Genomic DNA, 18,964 nt, shown 5'->3' on the forward strand with positions numbered 1-18,964 from the left:
CGTGAGCCTCAAAAGAACACTGCCGCGTCTCGCGCGGCAGTATGAAGATTGCGTATCAGGGCGAGATCATGCCTAGACGTTTCTTCAACGACTGCGGTTTGCCCTCGAAGAGCGCCGCGTAGTAGACGGTGTTCGACAGCACGTTCTTCACGTAGTCGCGCGTCTCGTTGAACGGAATCGTTTCTGCGAAGATCGCGCCTTCGACCGGCTGCGTCAACACCTGGCGCCACTGGCGCGGCCGGCCCGGGCCCGCGTTGTAGCCGGCCGTGGCGAGCACCGGCGAGCTGTCGAAGTTGTTGTAGATGTCCGCCAGATACCAGGTGCCGAGCTGGATGTTGGTATCGATGTCGTGCATCTGCGCGCGCGAGATCGTGCCCATGCCGAGCTTCTTCGCGACCATCTGCGCGGTGGCCGGCATCAGCTGCATCAGGCCGCCCGCACCCACCGACGAACGCGCGCTGATGATGAAGCGCGATTCCTGGCGGATCAGCCCGTACGCCCATTCGGTGTCGAGGCCCGTCGATTGCGCGTAGCGCTCGACGATGTTGCGGTACGGCGACGGGTAACGCAGCGTGAAGTCGTGCTCGGCCTTCGTGCGGTCGGCCGTGTTGACCGTGCGGTCGAGCAGCTCGACGCGCTTGCCGTATTCGGCCGCGGCCAGCAGCTGGCGATCGGTCATCCCGCGCAGCGGCCAGTTCCATTCGCGGTTGCCTTCGAGGCGCAGGTTCAGCGCGTAGAAACGCTGCGCGAGCGCGAAGCCCGGAATCTTGCTCATCGCGTCGATCTCGGCGTCGCTCACCTTCGTGCGCGGCGGGATCGACGTGCGCTGGCCGAGCTCTTCGCCGGCGAGCTGCCCGTAGAAGTTGAACTGGCCCGCGACCTGCTCGAATTCCTGGTTCGCCTGCAGCGTGTCGCCGCTTTGCTTGAGCGCACGCGCATGCCAGTAGATCCAGGCCGGATCGTCGCGCAGCGACGGCGGCATCTGCTCGATCGACCAGCGCACCATCGGCCAGTTGCCGGCGAGCAGCGCGGCGCGCGTGCGCCATTCGTAGCCCGGGTTCGACAGCGGCGCATTCGTGGATTTCGCGTACCAGACCGACGCGAGCGGCGAGCGCTTGATCGCGCCCTGGTAGCCGATCGCACCCCACGCGATCGCCTGCTCCTGCTTGGTCAGCGACGGCGCGACCGTGGTCAGCATCGCGGCTGCCGCGTCCGGATCGTTGCGCGCCATGCGGCCGAGCGCGATCAGCGCGAGCTGGTGCGAGGTTGCGTCGGGGCCGACGCCGCGTGCGAGGTACAGCGGCGGCGCGCTCGTCGCCTGGTCGAAGCCGACCGGGCGCGCGCCGAGCGCGTCGACGATCTTGCCGCCGAGCGTCGTGTAGTTCTGCTCGTACGCGAGGCGCGCCTGCTGCCACACGTCGTCGCTCGTGAACTGCTGGTTGACCGTGAGCGCGGTGATCAGGTCGACGCACGCGTCGCCGTAGTTCTTCGGCTCGACGAGCAGCGCACGTGCCGCTTCGGCGACGTTCTCGCCGCGCGCCGCGCGCGATTCGAGCGCATAGCACTTGACCTGCGTGTCGTCGTCGAGCACGAAGCGTTTGTATTGCTCGTCGAAGTTGCGCCAGTCGTGGCGCGCGCCGAGCACGAGCAGGTAGTCGTTGCGCAGGCGGTCGGCAATCGCCTGGCCGTCGTAGCGCTGCAGGAACGACTGCACGGGCGCGTCCGGCGCATCCACGCGCGCGCGGCCCGTCGAATCGAACAACTGCGGCTTGATCTGGAAATACTCGACGTAGGACGGGACCGGATAGTTCGGGATCATCGACGCGAGCTGCGCGGCTTTCGCGGCGTCGTTGCGACGCGCGGCTTCACGAAGCTGCACGAAGGTCTGGTCGTCCCCGGAGACCGTATCGTCGTTCGGTGCGGCGCACGCAGCCGTACCCGCGACGAGCGCGGCGGCCGAAAGTGTGAGCGCGACCGCGCGATATACTCGGAAAAGGCTGTTCGACATCGTTTTGAATGGAGCACGAAGTGAGCGAAAGCATAGCACGCAACCCTGTGCCGAACCCGAAGGTTGCGCTACGCAAAACGCTGTCCGGCGCGCGTCGCGACGCCGCGTCGCAACCCGCCGCGAACGCCGCGCTCGACGCGCGGCTGCGCACGCTGCTCGAACGGCTCGCGCCGCGCACGGTCGGGTTCTACTGGCCGCTGCCGGGCGAATTCGATGCGCGCGACGCGGTGCTCGCGTGGTGCGCGGCCGGTGCCGGCAGGCAGGCTGCGCTACCCGTGATCGACGAGCGGCACACGCCGCTCGAGTTCCATGCATGGGACACGCACACGCCGATGCGCGAAGGTCATCACCGGATTCCGGAACCGGCGTCGGGAATCGTCGTCGTGCCCGACCTGTTGCTGATTCCCTGTGTGGGATTCGATCTGCAGCGCTACCGGCTCGGCTACGGCGGCGGCTACTACGACCGCACGCTCGCCGCATGGCCGGGCAGCGAACTGCCCGTGACGGTCGGCATCGCGTATGAAGCGTGCCGCGTCGATGCGCTGCCGGCCGAAGCGCACGATCTCGCGCTGCACTGGATCGTGACCGACGGCGCGCTGTACCCGGCCGCCGGATGAGGCGGCGGGCGGCGCCGCATCCGTCGTCGCACGCCCGTCAGCGCACCGCCGCGCACCACCCGCGGCGCAATCGTTTACAGCGACGCCGCCGCGCGCGCGGCCGTGTCGTACAGGCCCGATGCGTTGCGCAGCAACTGCGCCGCGTCGCCGATCTGCTCGTTGGTGAGCCCGCTGTCCTTCAGCGTCTCGATCAGGCAGTGCTCGCGCACCTCGCGGTACTTCAGGCACAGGTCGCGGCCCGCGTCGGTCGCGAAGAAGAACACTTCCTTGCCGTTCTTCTCGCTCTTCACATAGCCGCGGGCGATCAGTTTTTTCAGCGCATAGGTCGCGACGTGCGTATCCTCGATATTGAGCACGAAGCAGATGTCGGCGAGCTTCTTCTTGCGTTCGCGATGGCTGACGTGATGCAGCAGCGACACCTCGACCGCCGTCATGTCTTTCGCGCCGGCCGCCGACATGCAGCGCACCATCCACCGGTTGAAAGCATTGCCTGCCATGATGAGGCCGTATTCGAGTTCCGATAGCTCCGCGCTCGAATCGGAAACGAGGTGTTCGGATGACACGATCTTGGTCGCAGGACGCTTCATGGAAAGGCGGAGCAAGCCGGATGACAGGGTGTGCCGAGTGTACGCCAGAAGCCCCGACATACGGGCTAGGCGAAAACGCTTATTGGGAAGTTGTCGATATTTTATTGACAATGTGCGCTAACATTGCCGTCCGAACCGTGCCAGTCCGATGACGCAACCCCGCATTTATCCGCTCGGCGATGCCGCCCTCGTCTGCGAGGTGCCGCCGCCCGCCACGCTCGATTGCCAGCGCCGCGTCTGGGCCGTGGCCGAGGCCGCGCGCGCGTGGCCCGACGTGATCGACGTCGTGCCCGGCATGAACAATCTGACGATCGTATTCGACGCGCTCGCCACGACGGCCGATTCGCTCACGCCCGCACTGCGCGACGCGTGGGAGACGGCCGACGTCGAGCACGCGGACGGCCGCGAGGTCGAGATCCCGGTCGAATACGGTGGCGCCGCCGGCCCCGATCTGCCGGCCGTCGCCGCGCATACCGGCCTGTCGGCCGACGAGGTCGTCGCGCGCCACGCGGCCGGCGCCTACGTCGTGTTCTTCGTCGGCTTCCAGCCGGGCTTCGCGTATCTCGGCGGGCTCGACGCCGCGCTGCACATGCCGCGCCGCGCGGCGCCGCGCCTGGAGGTGCCGGCCGGCTCGGTCGGCATCGGCGGCGCGCAGACGGGCATCTACCCGGCCACGTCGCCCGGCGGCTGGCAACTGATCGGCCGCACGTCGCTCGTGCTGTTCGATCCGGCGCGGCCGCAGCCGACGCTGCTGCTGCCCGGCGACCGCGTGCGCTTCACCATTGCCGGAGTCGACGCACGATGACCCAGAGCAACGTACCGGGCACCATCGAGGTGGTGCGGGCCGGCCCGCTGACCACCGTGCAGGATCTCGGGCGCCGCGGTGCACGCCATCTCGGCGTCGCGCAGGGCGGCGCGCTCGACGGCCTCGCGCTCGAAGTCGGCAACCGGCTGGTTGGCAACCGTCCCGATGCGGCGGGCGTCGAGATCACGATCGGCCCGGCCGCCTTCCGCTTCACGCGCGCGACCCGCATCGCGATCACCGGCACCGAGTTCGGTGCGACGCTCGACGGCCAGCGCGTATATTCATGGTGGAGCCTGCCGGTCGAGGCCGGGCAGACGCTCGTGCTGCCCGCCGCGAAACGCGGGATGCGCGGCTACCTGTGCATCGCCGGCGGCATCGACGTGCTGCCGATGCTCGGCTCGCGCAGCACCGATCTTGCATCGCGCTTCGGCGGCCTCGGCGGCCGCGCGCTGCGCGACGGCGATCGCCTCCCGGTCGGCGTGCTTCCGGCCGGGATGGGTTGCCTCGCGGCCGACGCCCCCGAATTCGGCGTCAAGGCGCCGGCGTGGTGCGCGTTCGTGCGCGTCGACGAGCCGCCGCGCCGTCACCGCCCCGTGCATGCGCCGTGGGCGATGCCCGTGCGCGTGCTGCCGGGCCCCGACTACGCGTCGTTCGCCGCCGATTCGCAGCAGGCGTTCTGGGATGAAGAATGGCTGGTCACGGCGAACAGCAACCGCATGGGCTACCGGCTCGCCGGTGTCGAACTCGTGCGCGAGCGGCCGGCCGAGCTGCTGTCGCACGCGGTGCTGCCCGGCACGATCCAGGTGCCGCCGAACGGCCAGCCGATCGTGCTGATGCACGACGCGCAGACCACCGGCGGCTACCCGAAGATCGGCACGGTGATCCGTGCGGACCTGTGGAAACTCGCGCAGGCGCGGCTCAACCTGCCGATCCGCTTCGTGCGCACGACACCCGACGCCGCGCGCGCCGCGCTGGCCGCGGAACGTGCCTATCTGCGGCAGATCGACGTGGCGATCGACCTGCGCGAGGAAACCCGCCGCCGCGCCGAGTCGCGTGCGGCGTGACAATGGCGGTAGCAGTACCGAAGGCAGTCGCAGTAGAGAGGACGGGCCACGCAATCAGTGGACGAGGAACACCATGGAAATCGATCTGAATGCCGATCTCGGCGAAGGATGCGGTTCGGACGAGGCGCTGCTCGACCTCGTGACGTCCGCGAACATCGCATGCGGGTGGCATGCGGGCGGGGCGAACGCGATGCGCGATTGCGTACGCTGGGCCGTGCAGAAAGGCGTGGCGATCGGCGCGCACCCGAGCTTTCACGATCCGGAGAATTTCGGCCGCAAGGAAATGCAGCTGCCGGCCAGCGACATCTACGCGGGCGTGCTGTACCAGCTCGGCGCGCTGTCGGCGATCGCGCAGGCCGAGGGCGGGCGCATCGCGCACGTGAAGCCGCACGGCGCGCTGTACAACCAGGCCGCGCGCGACCCGATGATCGCCGAGGCGGTGGTGTCCGCGATCCGCGATTTCGACCCGTCGCTCGCGGTGTTCGGGCTGGCGAACAGCGTGTTCGTCGCGGCCGCGCGGCACGCGGGGCTCGCCGCGGTGGAGGAAGTGTTCGCCGATCGCGGCTACCTCGCCGATGGCTCGCTCGTGCCGCGCAACCAGCCCGGCGCGCTGATCGACGACGAAGACACGATGATCGCGCGCACGCTGGACATGGTGCGCAGCCGGCAGGTGCGTGCGATCGGCGGCGAATGGGTGATGCTCAATGCGCAGACCGTCTGCCTGCACGGTGACGGGCCGCACGCGCTCGTATTCGCGAAACGGATTCGCGCCGCGCTCGAAGCGGTGGGCGTCGACGTCGTCGCACCCGGCATGCTGCACGCCGACGAACGCGCCTGATCGGGCCGATCGCGCAGCAGACGCACGATCCGTCGCACAAAAGAAAAAAGCGCCCTCGTGGCGCTTTTCCGTTGGCGCAATCGCTGCGGCTTTGCCGTCTGTCGATTCGCCCCCCGAAACCGTCTTGCGACGGTGACCGGAAAAATATTCCGGATTAAAAAACGTCCGCCACCGCCCGATCACTGCCTTTCCCCGGTGGGACGACGGAACGTCGCTTATCCCGCAAGTCGGCCTGCATGGGTTGTTGTTGTCCGACGATGATTGGCCCCGCCGTACATGCAGACACTGCCGCGGCCGGCACGTGCACCACGTGCCGGCAACGCGCTAACCCCGCGCTTTATTTTCTGCTACCCCGTAGAACTTTTTCTATTCTTTTCATTTTTTCAACTTGTGGATCGAAGAATAGATATTGGCAGATCCGGATGTCAATCGTTTGAAACGCTATTTTCTGATGAATCGAGGGTTTTCCTTATCGAATCGCGTGCCCAACCAGGCGTTTGAGCCGCTCGCACAGCGTCGATCAAACAGGGGAGGATCGGTTCGGGTGCGGTGACGGCGATCAGTTCGCGTCGACGCTGTAACCTTGTTGACGCAACAATTCGAGCACGCCGCGCGGGCCACCCAGATGCAGCGCGCCGATCGCGACGAACAGCGGCCGGTTCGGTGCGGCGATTGCCGTCATCCGTGCAACGAAGCGCCGGTTGCGCTCGTACACGATCTTGTTGTCGATCGCGTCCGACAACGCCTTCGACCGCGCGAGCCGTTCGCTCTTCGCGACCGCCCATGCCGAGATCGCATCGGCGTCGCCAATTCGCCACAGTCGGTGCAGCGCCTTGATGTCGTCGGCGTTCTGCGCGGGTGTCTGCACCATGTCCTGCGCGAGCATCTCGCGCTGCTCGGCAAGCGTCAGCCCGGTGAACGCCCGCATCTGTTCGGCGAGCGTCTCGAGCCCGATCACGCGGCCGCCCTTTTTCTTCAGGAACACGTTCTGCAGCTGCGCCTCGGTGCCGTACTCGGTCTGCAAACCGGCCGACAGCGAATCGTAGGTCTCGACGACGAGCGCCGCGAGCCACGGCCGCATCTTGCGGATCTCGACGAGCGCGGCCGGGTTGCCGCGCAGGCGCGCCGCGAGCCGCTGCCACAGCGGCTCGGGCAGCAGGCGCTGCAGGCACGGGTAGCGGCAGACGCCGTACTTCGACACGTCGTCCTGCGATTCGAGCAGATCGTCGGGCGACAGCTCGAGCGCCAGTGTGGGCGACGCGGCGAGCGCCGCGAGGATGCGCGGCCGGAACGGCTGCGCGCCCGGGTAGTCGGACGGGTCGCCGGTGTGCAGCGTGCCGAGCACGTAGAGCGTCACCTTGCCCTTGGTCGCGACGTAGAACGGCATGCGCGCGGGCTGCACGCGCACGGTGCCGCGCGACACCGTGCCATTCGACACGGCGGGCGCGTGGAAGCCCGGCAGGCTCAAGCCGGGCGGCGGGACTTGCGATGGATGGATCGGTGAAGTGGCCGGTGCGCGCCCTTCGGCGCGCGCGGATTCGACGGGAACCACGAGGCTGGCCGCCACGCACGCGCCGGCCAGCGCCGCGCCCGTGACGGTACGCACGCTCCAGCGCCGCGCGTAGCGGTACGCGCGCACCACGCGCGCGCTGCTTGCCCCCGCACGGCGCACGCCGGACGCGCGCGCCGCCAATGCTTCAGGCATTCTCCTCCCCGACCTCCTCGGCGCGATGGCAGGCCACGCGCCGGCCGTCGACTTCGCGCAATTGCGGCTCCTCGACGCGGCACCGCTCGACCGCGTATGGGCAGCGCTGGTGGAACGCGCAGCCCGACGGCGGATTGAGCGGCGACGGCAGTTCGCCCTGCAGCTTGATCTGCACGCGGCGGTCTTCCTCGAAGATCGCCGGCGTCGCCGACATCAGCGCGCGCGTGTACGGATGACGCGGCCGTGCGTAGATCGTCGCCTTGTCGCCCAGCTCCGCGACGCTGCCGAAGTACATCACCATCACGTCGTCCGCGACGTGCTCGACCACCGACAGGTTGTGCGAGATGAACACGTAGCTCGTCTTGAACTGCTCCTGCAGATCCATGAACAGGTTCAGGATCTGCGCCTGGATCGACACGTCGAGCGCGGACACCGGCTCGTCGGCCACGACGATGCGCGGATCGAGGATCATCGCGCGCGCGATCGCGACCCGCTGGCGCTGGCCGCCCGAGAACATGTGCGGATAACGCTTCGCGTGCTCGGGCCGCAGGCCGACCGTGCGCATGATCTGCGCGATGCGGGCGGCGCGCTCGGCGGCCGTCAGGTTCGTGTTGATCTCGAGCGGCTCGGAAAGCGTCTGCTCGACGGTCTTGCGCGGGTTGAGCGACGCGAACGGGTTCTGGAACACCATCTGCACGCGGCGGCGCAGGTCGGCAACCGTCTCGCGGCTCGCGCCGGCCACGTTCTTGCCGTCGATCGTCAGGCTGCCCGAGGTGGGCGTCTCGATCATCGTGAGCTGGCGGGCGAGCGTCGACTTCCCGCAGCCCGATTCGCCGACGACGGCGAGCGTCTTGCCGCGCTTCAGCGAGAACGACACGCCGTTCAGCGCCTTCACCGTGCCCTGCCCGAACATCCCGCGCTTCACCGAATAGTGTTTCGCGAGGCCGTCGGCCACCAGCACGGCTTCCTCGTCGTGCGACACGCGAGGCGTTTGATTGACTGCATTCATCGTGCACCTCCCGTCAGGTCGAGGTTGGAAACGTTGAGCGGCTTGATGCAGCGCGCGCGCATCGCATCGTTGGCCGGCACCAGCGTGTCGAGCGCCGGCCGCGCCTTGCGGCAGTCGTCGACGACGTACTTGCAGCGCGGCGCGAACAGGCACCCGGACGGGCGATCATCGCGGCCCGGCACCATGCCCGGCAATGCGGCAAGGCGACGCGCCCCCTGATTGTGCTCGGGAATCGCCGCGAGCAGCGCTTCGGTGTACGGATGATGCGGCGCGCGGAAGATGTCGGGCACGCGGTTGGTCTCGATCACCTCGCCCGCGTACATCACCGCCACGCGCTGCGCGACCTCCGATACCACGGCCAGGTCGTGCGAGATCAGCACGAGCGCCATGCCGCGCTCCTTCTGCAGCTTCACGAGCAGGTCCATGATCTGCGCCTGGATCGTCACGTCGAGCGCGGTGGTCGGCTCGTCGGCGATCAGCAGCTTCGGGTTGCACGCCACCGCCATCGCGATCATCACGCGCTGGTTCATCCCGCCCGACATCTGGTGCGGGAACGACGCGATGCGGTTCTTTGCATCGGGAATGCCGACCTGGTCGAGCAGCTCGAGCGCGCGCCGGTGCAGCGCGTCGCCGCGCAGCCCTTCGTGCAGCTTCAGCACTTCCTTGATCTGGTAGCCGACCGTATAGCTCGGGTTCAGGCTCGTCAGCGCATCCTGGAACACCATCGCGATGTCCTTGCCGACGATCTTGCGGCGCGCCTTCGGCGACGCCTTCAGCAGGTCGACGCCATTGAACGTGACTTCGTCCGCCGTCACCTTGCCCGGCGCGTCGATCAGGCCCATCAGCGCCATCATCGTCACGCTCTTGCCCGAGCCCGATTCGCCGACGACGCCCACCACCTCGCCCGGTGCGATCGACAGGTTGATCCGGTCGACCGCGGGCAGGCCGTTGAAGTTCACCGCGAGATTGCGGATGGTCAGAAGATCTTGGCTCATGTTCACGCCATCCGTTTCAGTTTGGGATCGAGCGCGTCGCGCAGCCCGTCGCCGAGCAGGTTGATCGCGAGCACCGAAATCAGGATCGACAGGCCCGGCATCGTCACGATCCACCACGCGTTGTCGATGTAGTCGCGCGCGGAGGCGAGCATCGCGCCCCATTCGGCGGTCGGCGGTTGCACGCCGAGGCCGAGGAAGCCGAGCGCGGCCGCGTCGAGGATCGCCGACGAGAAGCCGAGCGTCGCCTGCACGATCAGCGGCGCCGTGCAGTTCGGCAGCACCTGCGAGAACATCAGGCGCAGCGTGCCGGCACCGGCCACGCGCGACGCCGTCACGTACTCCTTCTGCAGTTCGCCGAGCGCCGATGCGCGCGTGAGACGCACGTAGGCCGGCAGCGCGACGATCGCGATCGCGAACATCGTGTTGGTGAGGCCCGGGCCGATGATCGCGACGACCGCGACCGCGAGCAGCAGCGACGGCAGCGCGAGCAGCACGTCCATGATGCGCATCACGGGCGTGTCGGCCCACTTCTGGAAGAACGCGGCGACGAGCCCGAGCACGATGCCGGGGATCAGCGCGAGCACGACCGACACGAAGCCGATCCAGAACGACATCCGCGCGCCGAACATCAGCCGCGAAAGAATGTCGCGGCCCGCTTCGTCGGTGCCGAGGATGAATTTCCAGTTGCCGCCTTCGAGCCACGCGGGCGGGATCTTCACGAAGTCGCGGTACTGCTCGACCGGGCTGTGCGGCGCGAGCAGCGGCGCGAGCAGCGCGACCAGGATCAGCATGATCACGACGATGCCGGCGCCGACGGCGCCGCGGTTGCGCGAGAAGTTGGCCCAGAACTCGCGCAGCGCGAGCGCACGGCCGCCGGCCGGCACGGATTCGGTCGGCAGGGTATTTTGCAGATTGCTCATGGGATTACCTCGTGTGGCGGATGCGCGGATTCAGCACGCCGTACAGCAGGTCGACGACCAGGTTCACGACGATCACGAGCGTCGCGATCAGCAGGATGCCGCCCTGGACGACCGGATAGTCGCGGCGGCCGATCGCATCGATCAGCCACTTGCCGACACCGGGCCACGAAAAGAGCGTCTCGGTCAGCACGGCGCCAGCAAGCAGCGTGCCGATCTGCAGGCCGATCACGGTGACGACCGGGATCAGCGCATTGCGCAGCGCATGCACGACGACCACGCGCGCGGGCGACAGCCCCTTCGCGCGTGCGGTGCGGATGTAGTCCTCGCGCAGCACTTCGAGCATCGACGAGCGCGTCATCCGCGCGATCACCGCGAGCGGGATCGTGCCGAGCACGATCGCGGGCAGGATCAGGTGGCTGACCGCCGACTTGAACGCGCCTTCATCCGGCGCGAGCAGCGCGTCGATCAGCATGAAGCCCGTCGGGTGCGGGAAGTCGTATTCGACCGCGATGCGCCCCGACACGGGCGTCCAGCCGAGGGTCGACGAAAACACCATGATGAGGATCAGCCCCCACCAGAAAATCGGCATCGAGTAGCCGGTGAGCGCGGTGCCCATCACGCCATGGTCGATGACCGAGCCGCGCCGCAATGCGGCGATCACGCCGGCCGGCAGCCCGACCGCGAGCGCGAACACGAGCGCGCACAGCGACAGCTCGACGGTCGCCGGGAAGCGCGCGAAGAACTCGCCCGCGACGCTCGTGTTGGTGATGATCGACGTGCCGAGGTCGCCATGCAGCGCCCGGCCGATGTAGTGGACGTACTGCATGGGCAGCGGCTGGTCGAGCCCGAGGCGTTTCATCGCCTCCGCATGCATCGCGGGATCGACGCCGCGCTCGCCCATCATCACTTCGATGGGGTCGCCCGGTATCAGGTGAATCAGCGCAAACGCCAGGATGGTGATACCGATGAAAGTCGGGATCACCATGCCCACGCGGCGCAACACGAATGTGAACATGATGCGTCTCGTATTTTCTTGTGGGAAATGTGCGACCGGCGACGGGAAGCTTTTGGCCTCCCGCCGCCGGATGAATTAGCCGGTCTCGGTCTTCGTATACAGCTTACGCCGGGCGCGTTACTTCACGCTCACACCGTCGAAGCGGGCATAGCCGAGCGGCTCGATACGCATGTCGACCACGGTCTTGCGCACCGGCTGGTAGACCGTCGAGTTCGCGATCGGCGAGAACGGCAGCTGTTGCGCGAAGATCTGCTGAGCCTGCATGTAGAGCTTCGTCCGCGCGTCCTGGCCCGTCGTCGTGCGGCCCTTCTGGACCAGCTCGTCGAACGGCTTGTAGCACCAGTGCGAGAAGTTGTTGCCCTTGATCGCTTCGCAGCCGAGCAGCGTGCCGAGCCAGTTGTCCGGATCGCCGTTGTCGCCCGTCCAGCCGATCAGCATCGTGTCCTGCTCGCCCGAGTGCGCGCGCTTGATGTACTCGCCCCACTCGTACGTGACGATCTTCGCCTTCACGCCGATCTTCGCCCAGTCGGCCTGGATCATCTCGGCCATCAGGCGGGCGTTCGGGTTGTACGCGCGCTGCACCGGCATCGCCCACAGCGTGATCTCGAAACCGTTCGGGAAGCCGGCCTTCGCGAGCAGCGCCTTCGCCTTCGCGGTGTCGTTCGGCGCCATCTTCAGGTTCTTGTCGTACGACCATTGGGTCGGCGGCATCGGCGCGTTAGCTGCCTGGCCTGCGCCCTGGTAGACCGACTCGAGGATCGCCTTCTTGTTGATCGCCATGTCGAGTGCCTGACGCACCTCGAGCTTGTCGACCGGCTTGTGCTCGACGTTGTACGCGAGATAGCCGAGGTTGAAGCCTGCCTGCGACGGCATGTCGACGCCCGAATCGGCCTTCAGCGTCGCGATGTCGGCCGGACGCGGATAGCTCATCACCTGGCATTCGTTGCGCTTGATCTTCTGCACGCGCACGCCCGGATCCGGCGTGATCGAGAAGATCAGCTTCGAGATCTTCACTTCGCCCTTCTTCCAGTAATCAGGATTGCCGTCGAATCGGATCGTCGCGTCCTTCGTGTAGCTGCGGAAGATGAACGGGCCCGTGCCGACCGGCTTCTGGTTGATGTCGGCGGCCTTGCCTGCCTTCATCAGCTGGTCGCCGTATTCGGCCGACAGGATCGACGCGAATTCCATCGCCATGTTCTGGATGAACGGCGCGTTCGGCTCGGCCAGCGTGAACTTCACGGTGTACGGATCGACCTTCTCGATCTTCGTGATCAGCTTGTCGAGGCCCATGTCGGTGAAGTACGGGAACGACACCGGGTAAGCCTTGCGGAACGCATTGTTCGGGTCGAGCATGCGCTCGAACGAGAACAGCACGTCGTCCGCATTGAATTCACGCGTCGGCTTGAAGAAGTCGGTCGTGTGGAACTTCACACCGTGGCGCAGATGGAACGTGTACACCTTGCCGTCCGGCGACACATCCCACTTCTCGGCGAGGCCCGGCTCGACCTTCGTGCCGCCGCGCTCGAATTCGACGAGGCGGTTGTAGACGGTGAACGTGGCTGCGGTGAAATCGACGCCGGTCGTAAATTGCGCGGAATCGAAACCCGCCGGGCTGCCTTCTGAGCAGTAGACGAGCGTTTTGTTCGGGATCTGTGCGAATGCAGAGCCCGCGACGCCGAGCGATGCCGCTGCCACGCCTGCAATGGCGGTAACACGCAGGGTGTGCAACAGACGGTTGTATTCCATGTTTCCTCCAGGTCTCCAGATCGGAACCGGCCCGCCAGGGGCCGGCGTACGCGGATATTACTTGAGCTAACGATGTGGCAACAAGCTGGAGAAAAAACTCTTCTAGACCCCCGCCGGGTTTTTGCCGATGTTTAGTGGGGGTAAAAAAATGCGATAACGCGCGCGAGCGCCCATTTCGTTCATCTCGCGCATGTTTCGTTCGACGACTAAACAATTCGGGCGCGAACACGAAGGCCCGGCGCACCGCTTTCCCGTGTTCCGCAGCACATCATTGCGTTTTGCGAAACGATCGGGTGACCGTCTTCACGTCGTCATGTCGTCGCGTCGTCACACCGGCGCGTCGAGGTCGGCGCTGCGCGCGGGCACGAATGCGACCGCGACGATCGACAGCGCGATCCCGGCCATCACGTAGTAGGTCGGCGCGAGCGGCGTGCCCGTGACCTTGATCAGCCACGTGACGATGAACTGCCCGAAGCCGCCGAACAGCATCACCGCGACGTTGTACGCGATCGACAGCCCGGTCGAGCGCACGTTGGCCGGGAACAGCTCGGCGATCATCGCGCCGAACGGCCCGTAGTAGCCCGCGAGCGTGACCGACAGCACGGCCTGCACCGCGATCAGCCGCGCGATGCTCGGCGCCGCGTCGAGCCACGCGAACAGCGGATACATCAGCGCGAGCGTCAGCACGAGCGACCACAGCGACAGCCCCTTGCGGCCGATGCGGTCCGACCACGCGCCCGCGATCGGCGACAGCACCATCAGCAGCAGGTTGCCGACGATCACCGCGTAGAACGATTCCGCGTAGGGCAGCTTCAGCTGCTTCACCGCGAAGGTCGGCAGATAGCTGATCAGCACGTAGATCGTCACCGTCAGCGCGATCACCGAGCCGAGCCCGCACAGCACCTCGCGCGGGTGGCGCGTGAACACTTCGCCGAGCGTCGCGCGGCGCGCGCTTTGCTGCGCATGCAGGAACGCTTCGGAATCGGCGAGATGGCGGCGGATGTAGAAGCCGATCGGGCCGATCAGGAGCCCGAGGACGAACGGCACGCGCCAGCCCCAGCTGCGCAGCGCGTCGTGCGACAGCCCGCGCGTGACGGCCGCGCCGACGAGCGCGCCGATCAGCAGCGCGGCCGCCTGGCTCGCCATCTGCCAGCTGCCGTAGAAGCCGCGTTTCGAGAATGGCGCGGCCTCGATCAGCAGCGCCGTCGCGCTGCCGAATTCGCCGCCCGCGGAGAAGCCCTGCAGCAAGCGGCCGAGCACGATCAGGATCGGGCCGCCGATGCCGATCGCCGCATAGGGCGGCGCGACCGCGAGCAGGAAGATGCCGGCCGTCATCAGGAGAATCACGAGCGACAGCGCGGCCTTGCGGCCCGCGCGATCCGCGTACAGCCCGAACACGATACCGCCGATCGGACGCATGAAGAACGCGACGCCGAACGTCGCGGTGGTCAGCAGCAGCGACGAGTATTCGCTGGAGGTCGGGAAGAACAGCTCGGCGATCACGACCGTCATGAAGCCGAACACCGTGAAGTCGTACCACTCGAGTGCGTTGCCGATCACGGCAGCGGCGACCGCACGCCGGTTCAGCGCACGCTCGGGCCGGCTCGTTTTCGTTGAATTCGCAATCGTCGCCATGCGTGCCTCGTCCTCGTCAGTTCGCCGTGTCGGGCTGCGCGGCGCGCGGGGGGCCCGCGGCGCGCCGGTGTGCAGCGAGTGTAGAAAGCGCCGGAACCGTTTTCAAGCAATAAAAAACGCCCGCCATCTTTCGACGGCGGGCGTTTTGCGGTTTTCGCCACAATGCGGCATCGCACGATGCCGCACGGGCCTCAACCCATCTTCGAGAAGGCGCTGCACCAGCCCTTCGCCGACACCTGCTTGCCGGGGAAGGCGCCGCACGGGCCCGAGGCCGAGCCCTTCTTGCCCTGGTACAGCATGCAGGCCGCGCAATCCTGGCCTGCTGCGTATTTCGGGTACTTCGTCTTGTCGACCTTGGTCGCATCGGCCTTGTAGCCGAGTGCCGTCGCGGTCGGGTCGCTTTCCGTGAGCATCGGCGCATCGGCCAGCGCTTCACGCGACAGCGCCAGCGCGGACACGGCACCAATGCTCGTAATCAGGAAACTCCGACGGGATGTTTTCATGGGGGACTCGCTCCAACGTTATCGGTTTGAAAGCTGTTCTGGCGACAGCCGTTCGACAGAATAACCTTCAAGCGAATAAATGTGCGCGCCGAAATTCCAGAGATAAAGAATTTCACACAGCCGCCACACGGCCGATACGCATTCGCCACCTACCCGTCACACCGTCACACACACGCGCGTCAGCGGTAAGCCGTCATGTCGCCCACCCGCTGCGCGAGCGCGAGCGACGCGGTGAGCCCCGGCGACTCGATGCCGAACAGATTCACGAGCCCCCGCACGCCATGCTGCGCGGCGCCCTGCACGATGAAGTCCGCCGGCGGCTCGCCGGGGCCCGCGAGCTTGGGCCGGATGCCCGCATATGCCGGCTGCAGCGCGTCGTCGGGCAGGCCCGGCCAGAACGCGCGGATCGACGTGTAGAACGCGGTCGCGCGCGCCGGATCGACTTCATAGCGCAGCGCATCGATCCATTCGACGTCCGGGCCGAAGCGCGCCTGCCCGCCGAGATCGAACGTCAGGTGCACGCCGAGCCCCGCGCGGTCGGGCATCGGGTAGATCAGGTGGGAAAACGGTGCGCGCCCCGACAGGCTGAAGTAGTTGCCGCGCGCGAGATAGAGCGGCGGCACCCAGCGCGGGTCGAGGCCGCGCGTGCGGCGCGCCAGCGCCTGCGCGCCGAGGCCCGCGCTGTTGATCACGCAGGCGGCCTCGATCTCGGTCGGCGCGTCGCCGCCCGTGCGCACGACGAAGCGCCCGCCGCGCAGCACGTCGATCGATTCGACCGGGGATTTCAGCGCGCACACGGCGCCTCCGCGCTCCGCGTCGCCGAGCAGCGCAAGCATCAGCTGGTGGCTGTCGACGATGCCGGTGGACGGCGAGAACAGCGCCTCGACGCATTCGAGCGCGGGCTCGAGCGCCTGCGCCTCGGTGCGCGTGAGCGGCATCAGGTCGAGCACGCCGTTTTCGGTCGCGCGTGCGGCGATCGCCTTCAACTGTTTCACCTGCGCGGCGCTCGTAGCGACGAGCAGCTTGCCGGCACGCCGGTGCGGCACGTGATGGGTCTCGCAGAATTCGTACAGCAGGTCGCGCCCGTGCACGCACGACGTCGCCTTCAGCGACCCGCGCGGATAGTAGAGCCCCGCATGGATCACTTCGCTGTTGCGCGAACTCGTACCGGTGCCGATCGCATCGGCCGCCTCGAGCACGAGCGTTTCACGCCCGCGCGCGGCCAGTTCGCGCGCAATCGCCAGACCGACGACGCCCGCGCCGATCACGACACAATCCATCTGCTCCATGACGTTTCGCGCCGCTAGCGCGTCGAGGGGAGACAAGAGAATTGTACGTCCCGGTTCATCCGCTTGCCGAAGGTCGTGCAGCGTCTCGCGGCGACGCCGTGCGCGACGCACGACGCACGGCACGACGCGCACGCCGCCGCCGTGCGCGCGCCGCTCGTTCAGAAGCCGATCGGCCGGCGCTTCGCGGCGCCTTCGTCGGCCCGGATGTCGCGCGGCCCGATCGCGTCGCGCCCGTCGAGCCGCGCGGCGCCGAACGCGTGCAGCAGCGCGCGGCGCATCGTGCGCGGCGGGGTCGCGGCCAGCACGTCGAGCGCGTCGTCGCCGAGGGTGTCCGGGAAGCGCCGCCCCCATGCATGCGACGTGCGGATCTCGTCGTAGATCGTCTGCGCGATCCGGCGCGCGCCGGCCGCATCGGGCGGCTCGATCTCGTACACGTTCATCCGGTTGAGCAGCGGCTCCGGAATCGCGTGCGCCTCGTTCGCGGTCGCGATCCAGATCACGTTGCCCGCATCGATCGGCACTTCCGCGAATTCGTCGATGAATGCGCGCGCGGTGTCGTGCTCGAGCAACGCATACAGCGCGCCGAGCGGATCGTATTGCGCATCGCTGCCGGCCTTGTCGATCTCGTCGACCGCGATCACCGGGTTCGCGTAGCTGCCGTTCACCAGCGCATCGAACACCTTGCCGGGCTTCGCGTTCTTCCATTGCGACGACGCACCCGACAGGATCCAGCCGGCCGTCAGCGAACTCATCGGCACGTAGTGGTACGCGGTGCCGAGCAGTAGCGCGAGCGCCTTCGCGAAATGCGTCTTGCCGATGCCCGGGGGCCCGAGCAGCAGGATCGGCATCAGTTCGAGCCGGTCCTCCGTTTCGAGGCACAGCGCGACCTGCTTGCGCACGTCTTCGAGCGGCTCGGCGAAATTGGGCAATGCCTCGCCGAGCGCGTCGAACGACGGCATCCGGTTCGGCTTCACGCAGAAGCGCAGATTGCCCGTCTTGAGCATCCTCTCGTAGGTGGCGCGCAATGCGTCGCTCGCGCTCTCGTTCAGGTCATTCAACGCCGTCTCGACCTGCTCGAGGTCGTACACCGTGCTGAAGGATGCCACCGCCAGTTCCTGTTTCACCATCGCCGTCGTCATACCAACCTCGCTGCCGCTTGCCGTCACACGACCATCAGACCCTTACGATTTCAGTGTAGCGATCCCGCATTCCCGCGCAAGCAAGCAGCCACGCGCGTCTGCTGCTAACAGCCGCGCGCGCTGCACGCCGGCGCGCCGCGGCGTATGATCGTCGGTTCACCCACCCGCCGCACCGGCCCGGCCGACCGCGCCCGCGCGGCGCGTCGCCCCCGCCTCGAAGGTATGCCGATGTCCGTCCCCACTGCTGTCCCGCGCGTCGATGCCGATGCGATCGACGCCGTCGACGCGGCGCTCACGTCACGCCGTGCGGTCCGCGCGTTCCTGCCGACGCCGGTGCCGCGCGACACGCTCGAGGCGATCCTCGAAGCCGCGAGCCGCGCGCCGTCGGGCACCAACATCCAGCCATGGCGCGTGTACGTCGCAACGGGCGCCACGCGCGATGCGCTCGCCGCCGCGCTGACCGCGGCGTACGACGATCCCGCGCGCGACGAGAAATACGTCGCCGAGTACGACTACTACCCGCGCGAATGGGTGTCGCCGTACATCGACCGGCGCCGCAAGGTCGGCTGGGACCTGTACGGCCTGTTGAACATCGGCCGCGACGAGAAGGCGCGCATGCATGCGCAGCACGCCCGCAACTTCCGGTTCTTCGATGCGCCGGTTGCGCTGTTCTTCACGCTCGACCGCGTGATGACCTACGGTGCATGGCTCGACTGCGGGATGTTCCTGCAGGGCGTGATGACGGCCGCGCGCGCACGCGGGCTCGATACCTGCCCGCAGGCCGCGTTCGTGCCGTTCCACCGGATCGTCGCCGAACACCTCGGCATTCCCGCCAACGAGCAACTGGTCTGCGGGATGTCGCTCGGCCATGCGGACCCCGACGCGATCGAGAACCGCCTCGTCACCGAGCGCGCGCCGGTCGCCGAGTTCACGCGCTTTTTCGCTTGAAAACGCATGACGCGGCCCTACCTTTCGAACAGGTACGCATCGTGCTCCGAACCTGCCGCGACGCGTCCTGTCACATCGCGATCGAAATCGATCGGGCGTAAGATGTGCGTCCGTTCCCCGCTATTGCGCGTTTCCGGAGAC

The 18,964-nt window shown here is 67.3% G+C and carries 17 protein-coding genes; 5 read left to right on the forward strand and 12 right to left on the reverse strand.

Annotated elements, in window-relative coordinates; all coding sequences use genetic code 11:
• Window positions 1–55: 55 nt before the first annotated feature.
• A complete protein-coding gene (locus tag CFB50_RS16845) occupies window positions 56–2,008 on the reverse strand; it encodes a lytic transglycosylase domain-containing protein (RefSeq protein WP_069249083.1) in 1,953 nt (650 codons plus the stop codon).
• An 8-nt stretch (window positions 2,009–2,016) separates the two neighbouring features.
• Here CFB50_RS16845 and CFB50_RS16850 point away from each other — a divergent pair, with 8 nt between their 5' ends.
• Window positions 2,017–2,625: a 5-formyltetrahydrofolate cyclo-ligase gene (locus CFB50_RS16850; RefSeq protein ID WP_089446598.1), complete on the forward strand. Its 609-nt coding sequence runs from the start codon at window positions 2,017–2,019 to the stop codon at window positions 2,623–2,625.
• A gap of 74 nt (window positions 2,626–2,699) precedes the next feature.
• Here CFB50_RS16850 and CFB50_RS16855 read toward each other — a convergent pair whose 3' ends face one another.
• A complete protein-coding gene (locus CFB50_RS16855) occupies window positions 2,700–3,212 on the reverse strand; it encodes a winged helix DNA-binding protein (RefSeq protein ID WP_027788908.1) in 513 nt (170 codons plus the stop codon).
• Between the two features lie 148 nt (window positions 3,213–3,360).
• Here CFB50_RS16855 and pxpB point away from each other — a divergent pair, with 148 nt between their 5' ends.
• The 3 genes from pxpB to pxpA all read left to right on the forward strand — a co-directional run bounded on the left by pxpB (window position 3,361) and on the right by pxpA (window position 5,919).
• The gene (gene pxpB, locus CFB50_RS16860) at window positions 3,361–4,017 is read left to right on the forward strand and encodes a 5-oxoprolinase subunit PxpB (protein ID WP_089446599.1); all 657 of its coding nucleotides are present in this window, start codon (window positions 3,361–3,363) and stop codon (window positions 4,015–4,017) included.
• Window positions 4,014–5,081: a biotin-dependent carboxyltransferase family protein gene (locus CFB50_RS16865; protein WP_089446600.1), complete on the forward strand. Its 1,068-nt coding sequence runs from the start codon at window positions 4,014–4,016 to the stop codon at window positions 5,079–5,081. The genes pxpB and CFB50_RS16865 overlap by 4 nt, the downstream gene beginning before the upstream one ends.
• Window positions 5,082–5,154: 73 nt before the next feature.
• Window positions 5,155–5,919 (forward strand): 5-oxoprolinase subunit PxpA, encoded by a 765-nt coding sequence (gene pxpA, locus CFB50_RS16870; protein ID WP_069249087.1) that lies wholly within the window; start codon window positions 5,155–5,157, stop codon window positions 5,917–5,919.
• Window positions 5,920–6,478: 559 nt separating this feature from the next.
• Here pxpA and CFB50_RS16875 read toward each other — a convergent pair.
• The 10 genes from CFB50_RS16875 to CFB50_RS16920 all read right to left on the reverse strand — a co-directional run bounded on the left by CFB50_RS16875 (window position 6,479) and on the right by CFB50_RS16920 (window position 17,875).
• On the reverse strand, window positions 6,479–7,624 hold the full coding sequence (locus CFB50_RS16875; protein ID WP_089446601.1) for a TraB/GumN family protein: 1,146 nt from the start codon (window positions 7,622–7,624) through the stop codon (window positions 6,479–6,481).
• Window positions 7,617–8,633 (reverse strand): peptide ABC transporter ATP-binding protein, encoded by a 1,017-nt coding sequence (locus tag CFB50_RS16880; RefSeq protein WP_069249089.1) that lies wholly within the window; start codon window positions 8,631–8,633, stop codon window positions 7,617–7,619. Before CFB50_RS16880 ends, CFB50_RS16875 begins: the two co-directional genes overlap by 8 nt.
• Window positions 8,630–9,628: an ABC transporter ATP-binding protein gene (locus tag CFB50_RS16885; RefSeq protein WP_089426533.1), complete on the reverse strand. Its 999-nt coding sequence runs from the start codon at window positions 9,626–9,628 to the stop codon at window positions 8,630–8,632. The genes CFB50_RS16880 and CFB50_RS16885 overlap by 4 nt, the downstream gene beginning before the upstream one ends.
• Before the next feature lie 2 nt (window positions 9,629–9,630).
• On the reverse strand, window positions 9,631–10,548 hold the full coding sequence (locus CFB50_RS16890; RefSeq protein ID WP_089446602.1) for an ABC transporter permease subunit: 918 nt from the start codon (window positions 10,546–10,548) through the stop codon (window positions 9,631–9,633).
• A gap of 4 nt (window positions 10,549–10,552) precedes the next feature.
• Window positions 10,553–11,563, reverse strand: a complete 1,011-nt coding sequence (locus tag CFB50_RS16895) for an ABC transporter permease subunit (protein WP_089446603.1) — start codon at window positions 11,561–11,563, stop codon at window positions 10,553–10,555.
• A 117-nt stretch (window positions 11,564–11,680) separates the two neighbouring features.
• The gene (locus CFB50_RS16900; RefSeq protein ID WP_089446604.1) at window positions 11,681–13,309 is read right to left on the reverse strand and encodes an ABC transporter substrate-binding protein; all 1,629 of its coding nucleotides are present in this window, start codon (window positions 13,307–13,309) and stop codon (window positions 11,681–11,683) included.
• 327 nt (window positions 13,310–13,636) lie between these two features.
• Entirely contained in the window at window positions 13,637–14,944 is a 1,308-nt protein-coding gene (locus tag CFB50_RS16905; RefSeq protein WP_089446605.1) for an MFS transporter, read from the reverse strand.
• 191 nt (window positions 14,945–15,135) lie between these two features.
• Entirely contained in the window at window positions 15,136–15,447 is a 312-nt protein-coding gene (locus CFB50_RS16910; RefSeq protein WP_011353494.1) for a high-potential iron-sulfur protein, read from the reverse strand.
• Between the two features lie 179 nt (window positions 15,448–15,626).
• A complete protein-coding gene (locus tag CFB50_RS16915; RefSeq protein WP_089446606.1) occupies window positions 15,627–16,736 on the reverse strand; it encodes an NAD(P)/FAD-dependent oxidoreductase in 1,110 nt (369 codons plus the stop codon).
• 158 nt (window positions 16,737–16,894) lie between these two features.
• Window positions 16,895–17,875, reverse strand: coding sequence for an AAA family ATPase (locus CFB50_RS16920; protein WP_089446607.1), 981 nt, complete (start codon window positions 17,873–17,875; stop codon window positions 16,895–16,897).
• A 228-nt stretch (window positions 17,876–18,103) separates the two neighbouring features.
• Here CFB50_RS16920 and CFB50_RS16925 point away from each other — a divergent pair, with 228 nt between their 5' ends.
• Window positions 18,104–18,823, forward strand: coding sequence for a nitroreductase (locus CFB50_RS16925; RefSeq protein WP_089446714.1), 720 nt, complete (start codon window positions 18,104–18,106; stop codon window positions 18,821–18,823).
• Window positions 18,824–18,964 lie beyond the last annotated feature (141 nt).

It is taken from the genome of Burkholderia sp. AU33423, assembly GCF_002223135.1.
In the GTDB taxonomy this organism is placed as follows: Bacteria; Pseudomonadota; Gammaproteobacteria; order Burkholderiales; family Burkholderiaceae; genus Burkholderia; species Burkholderia lata_D.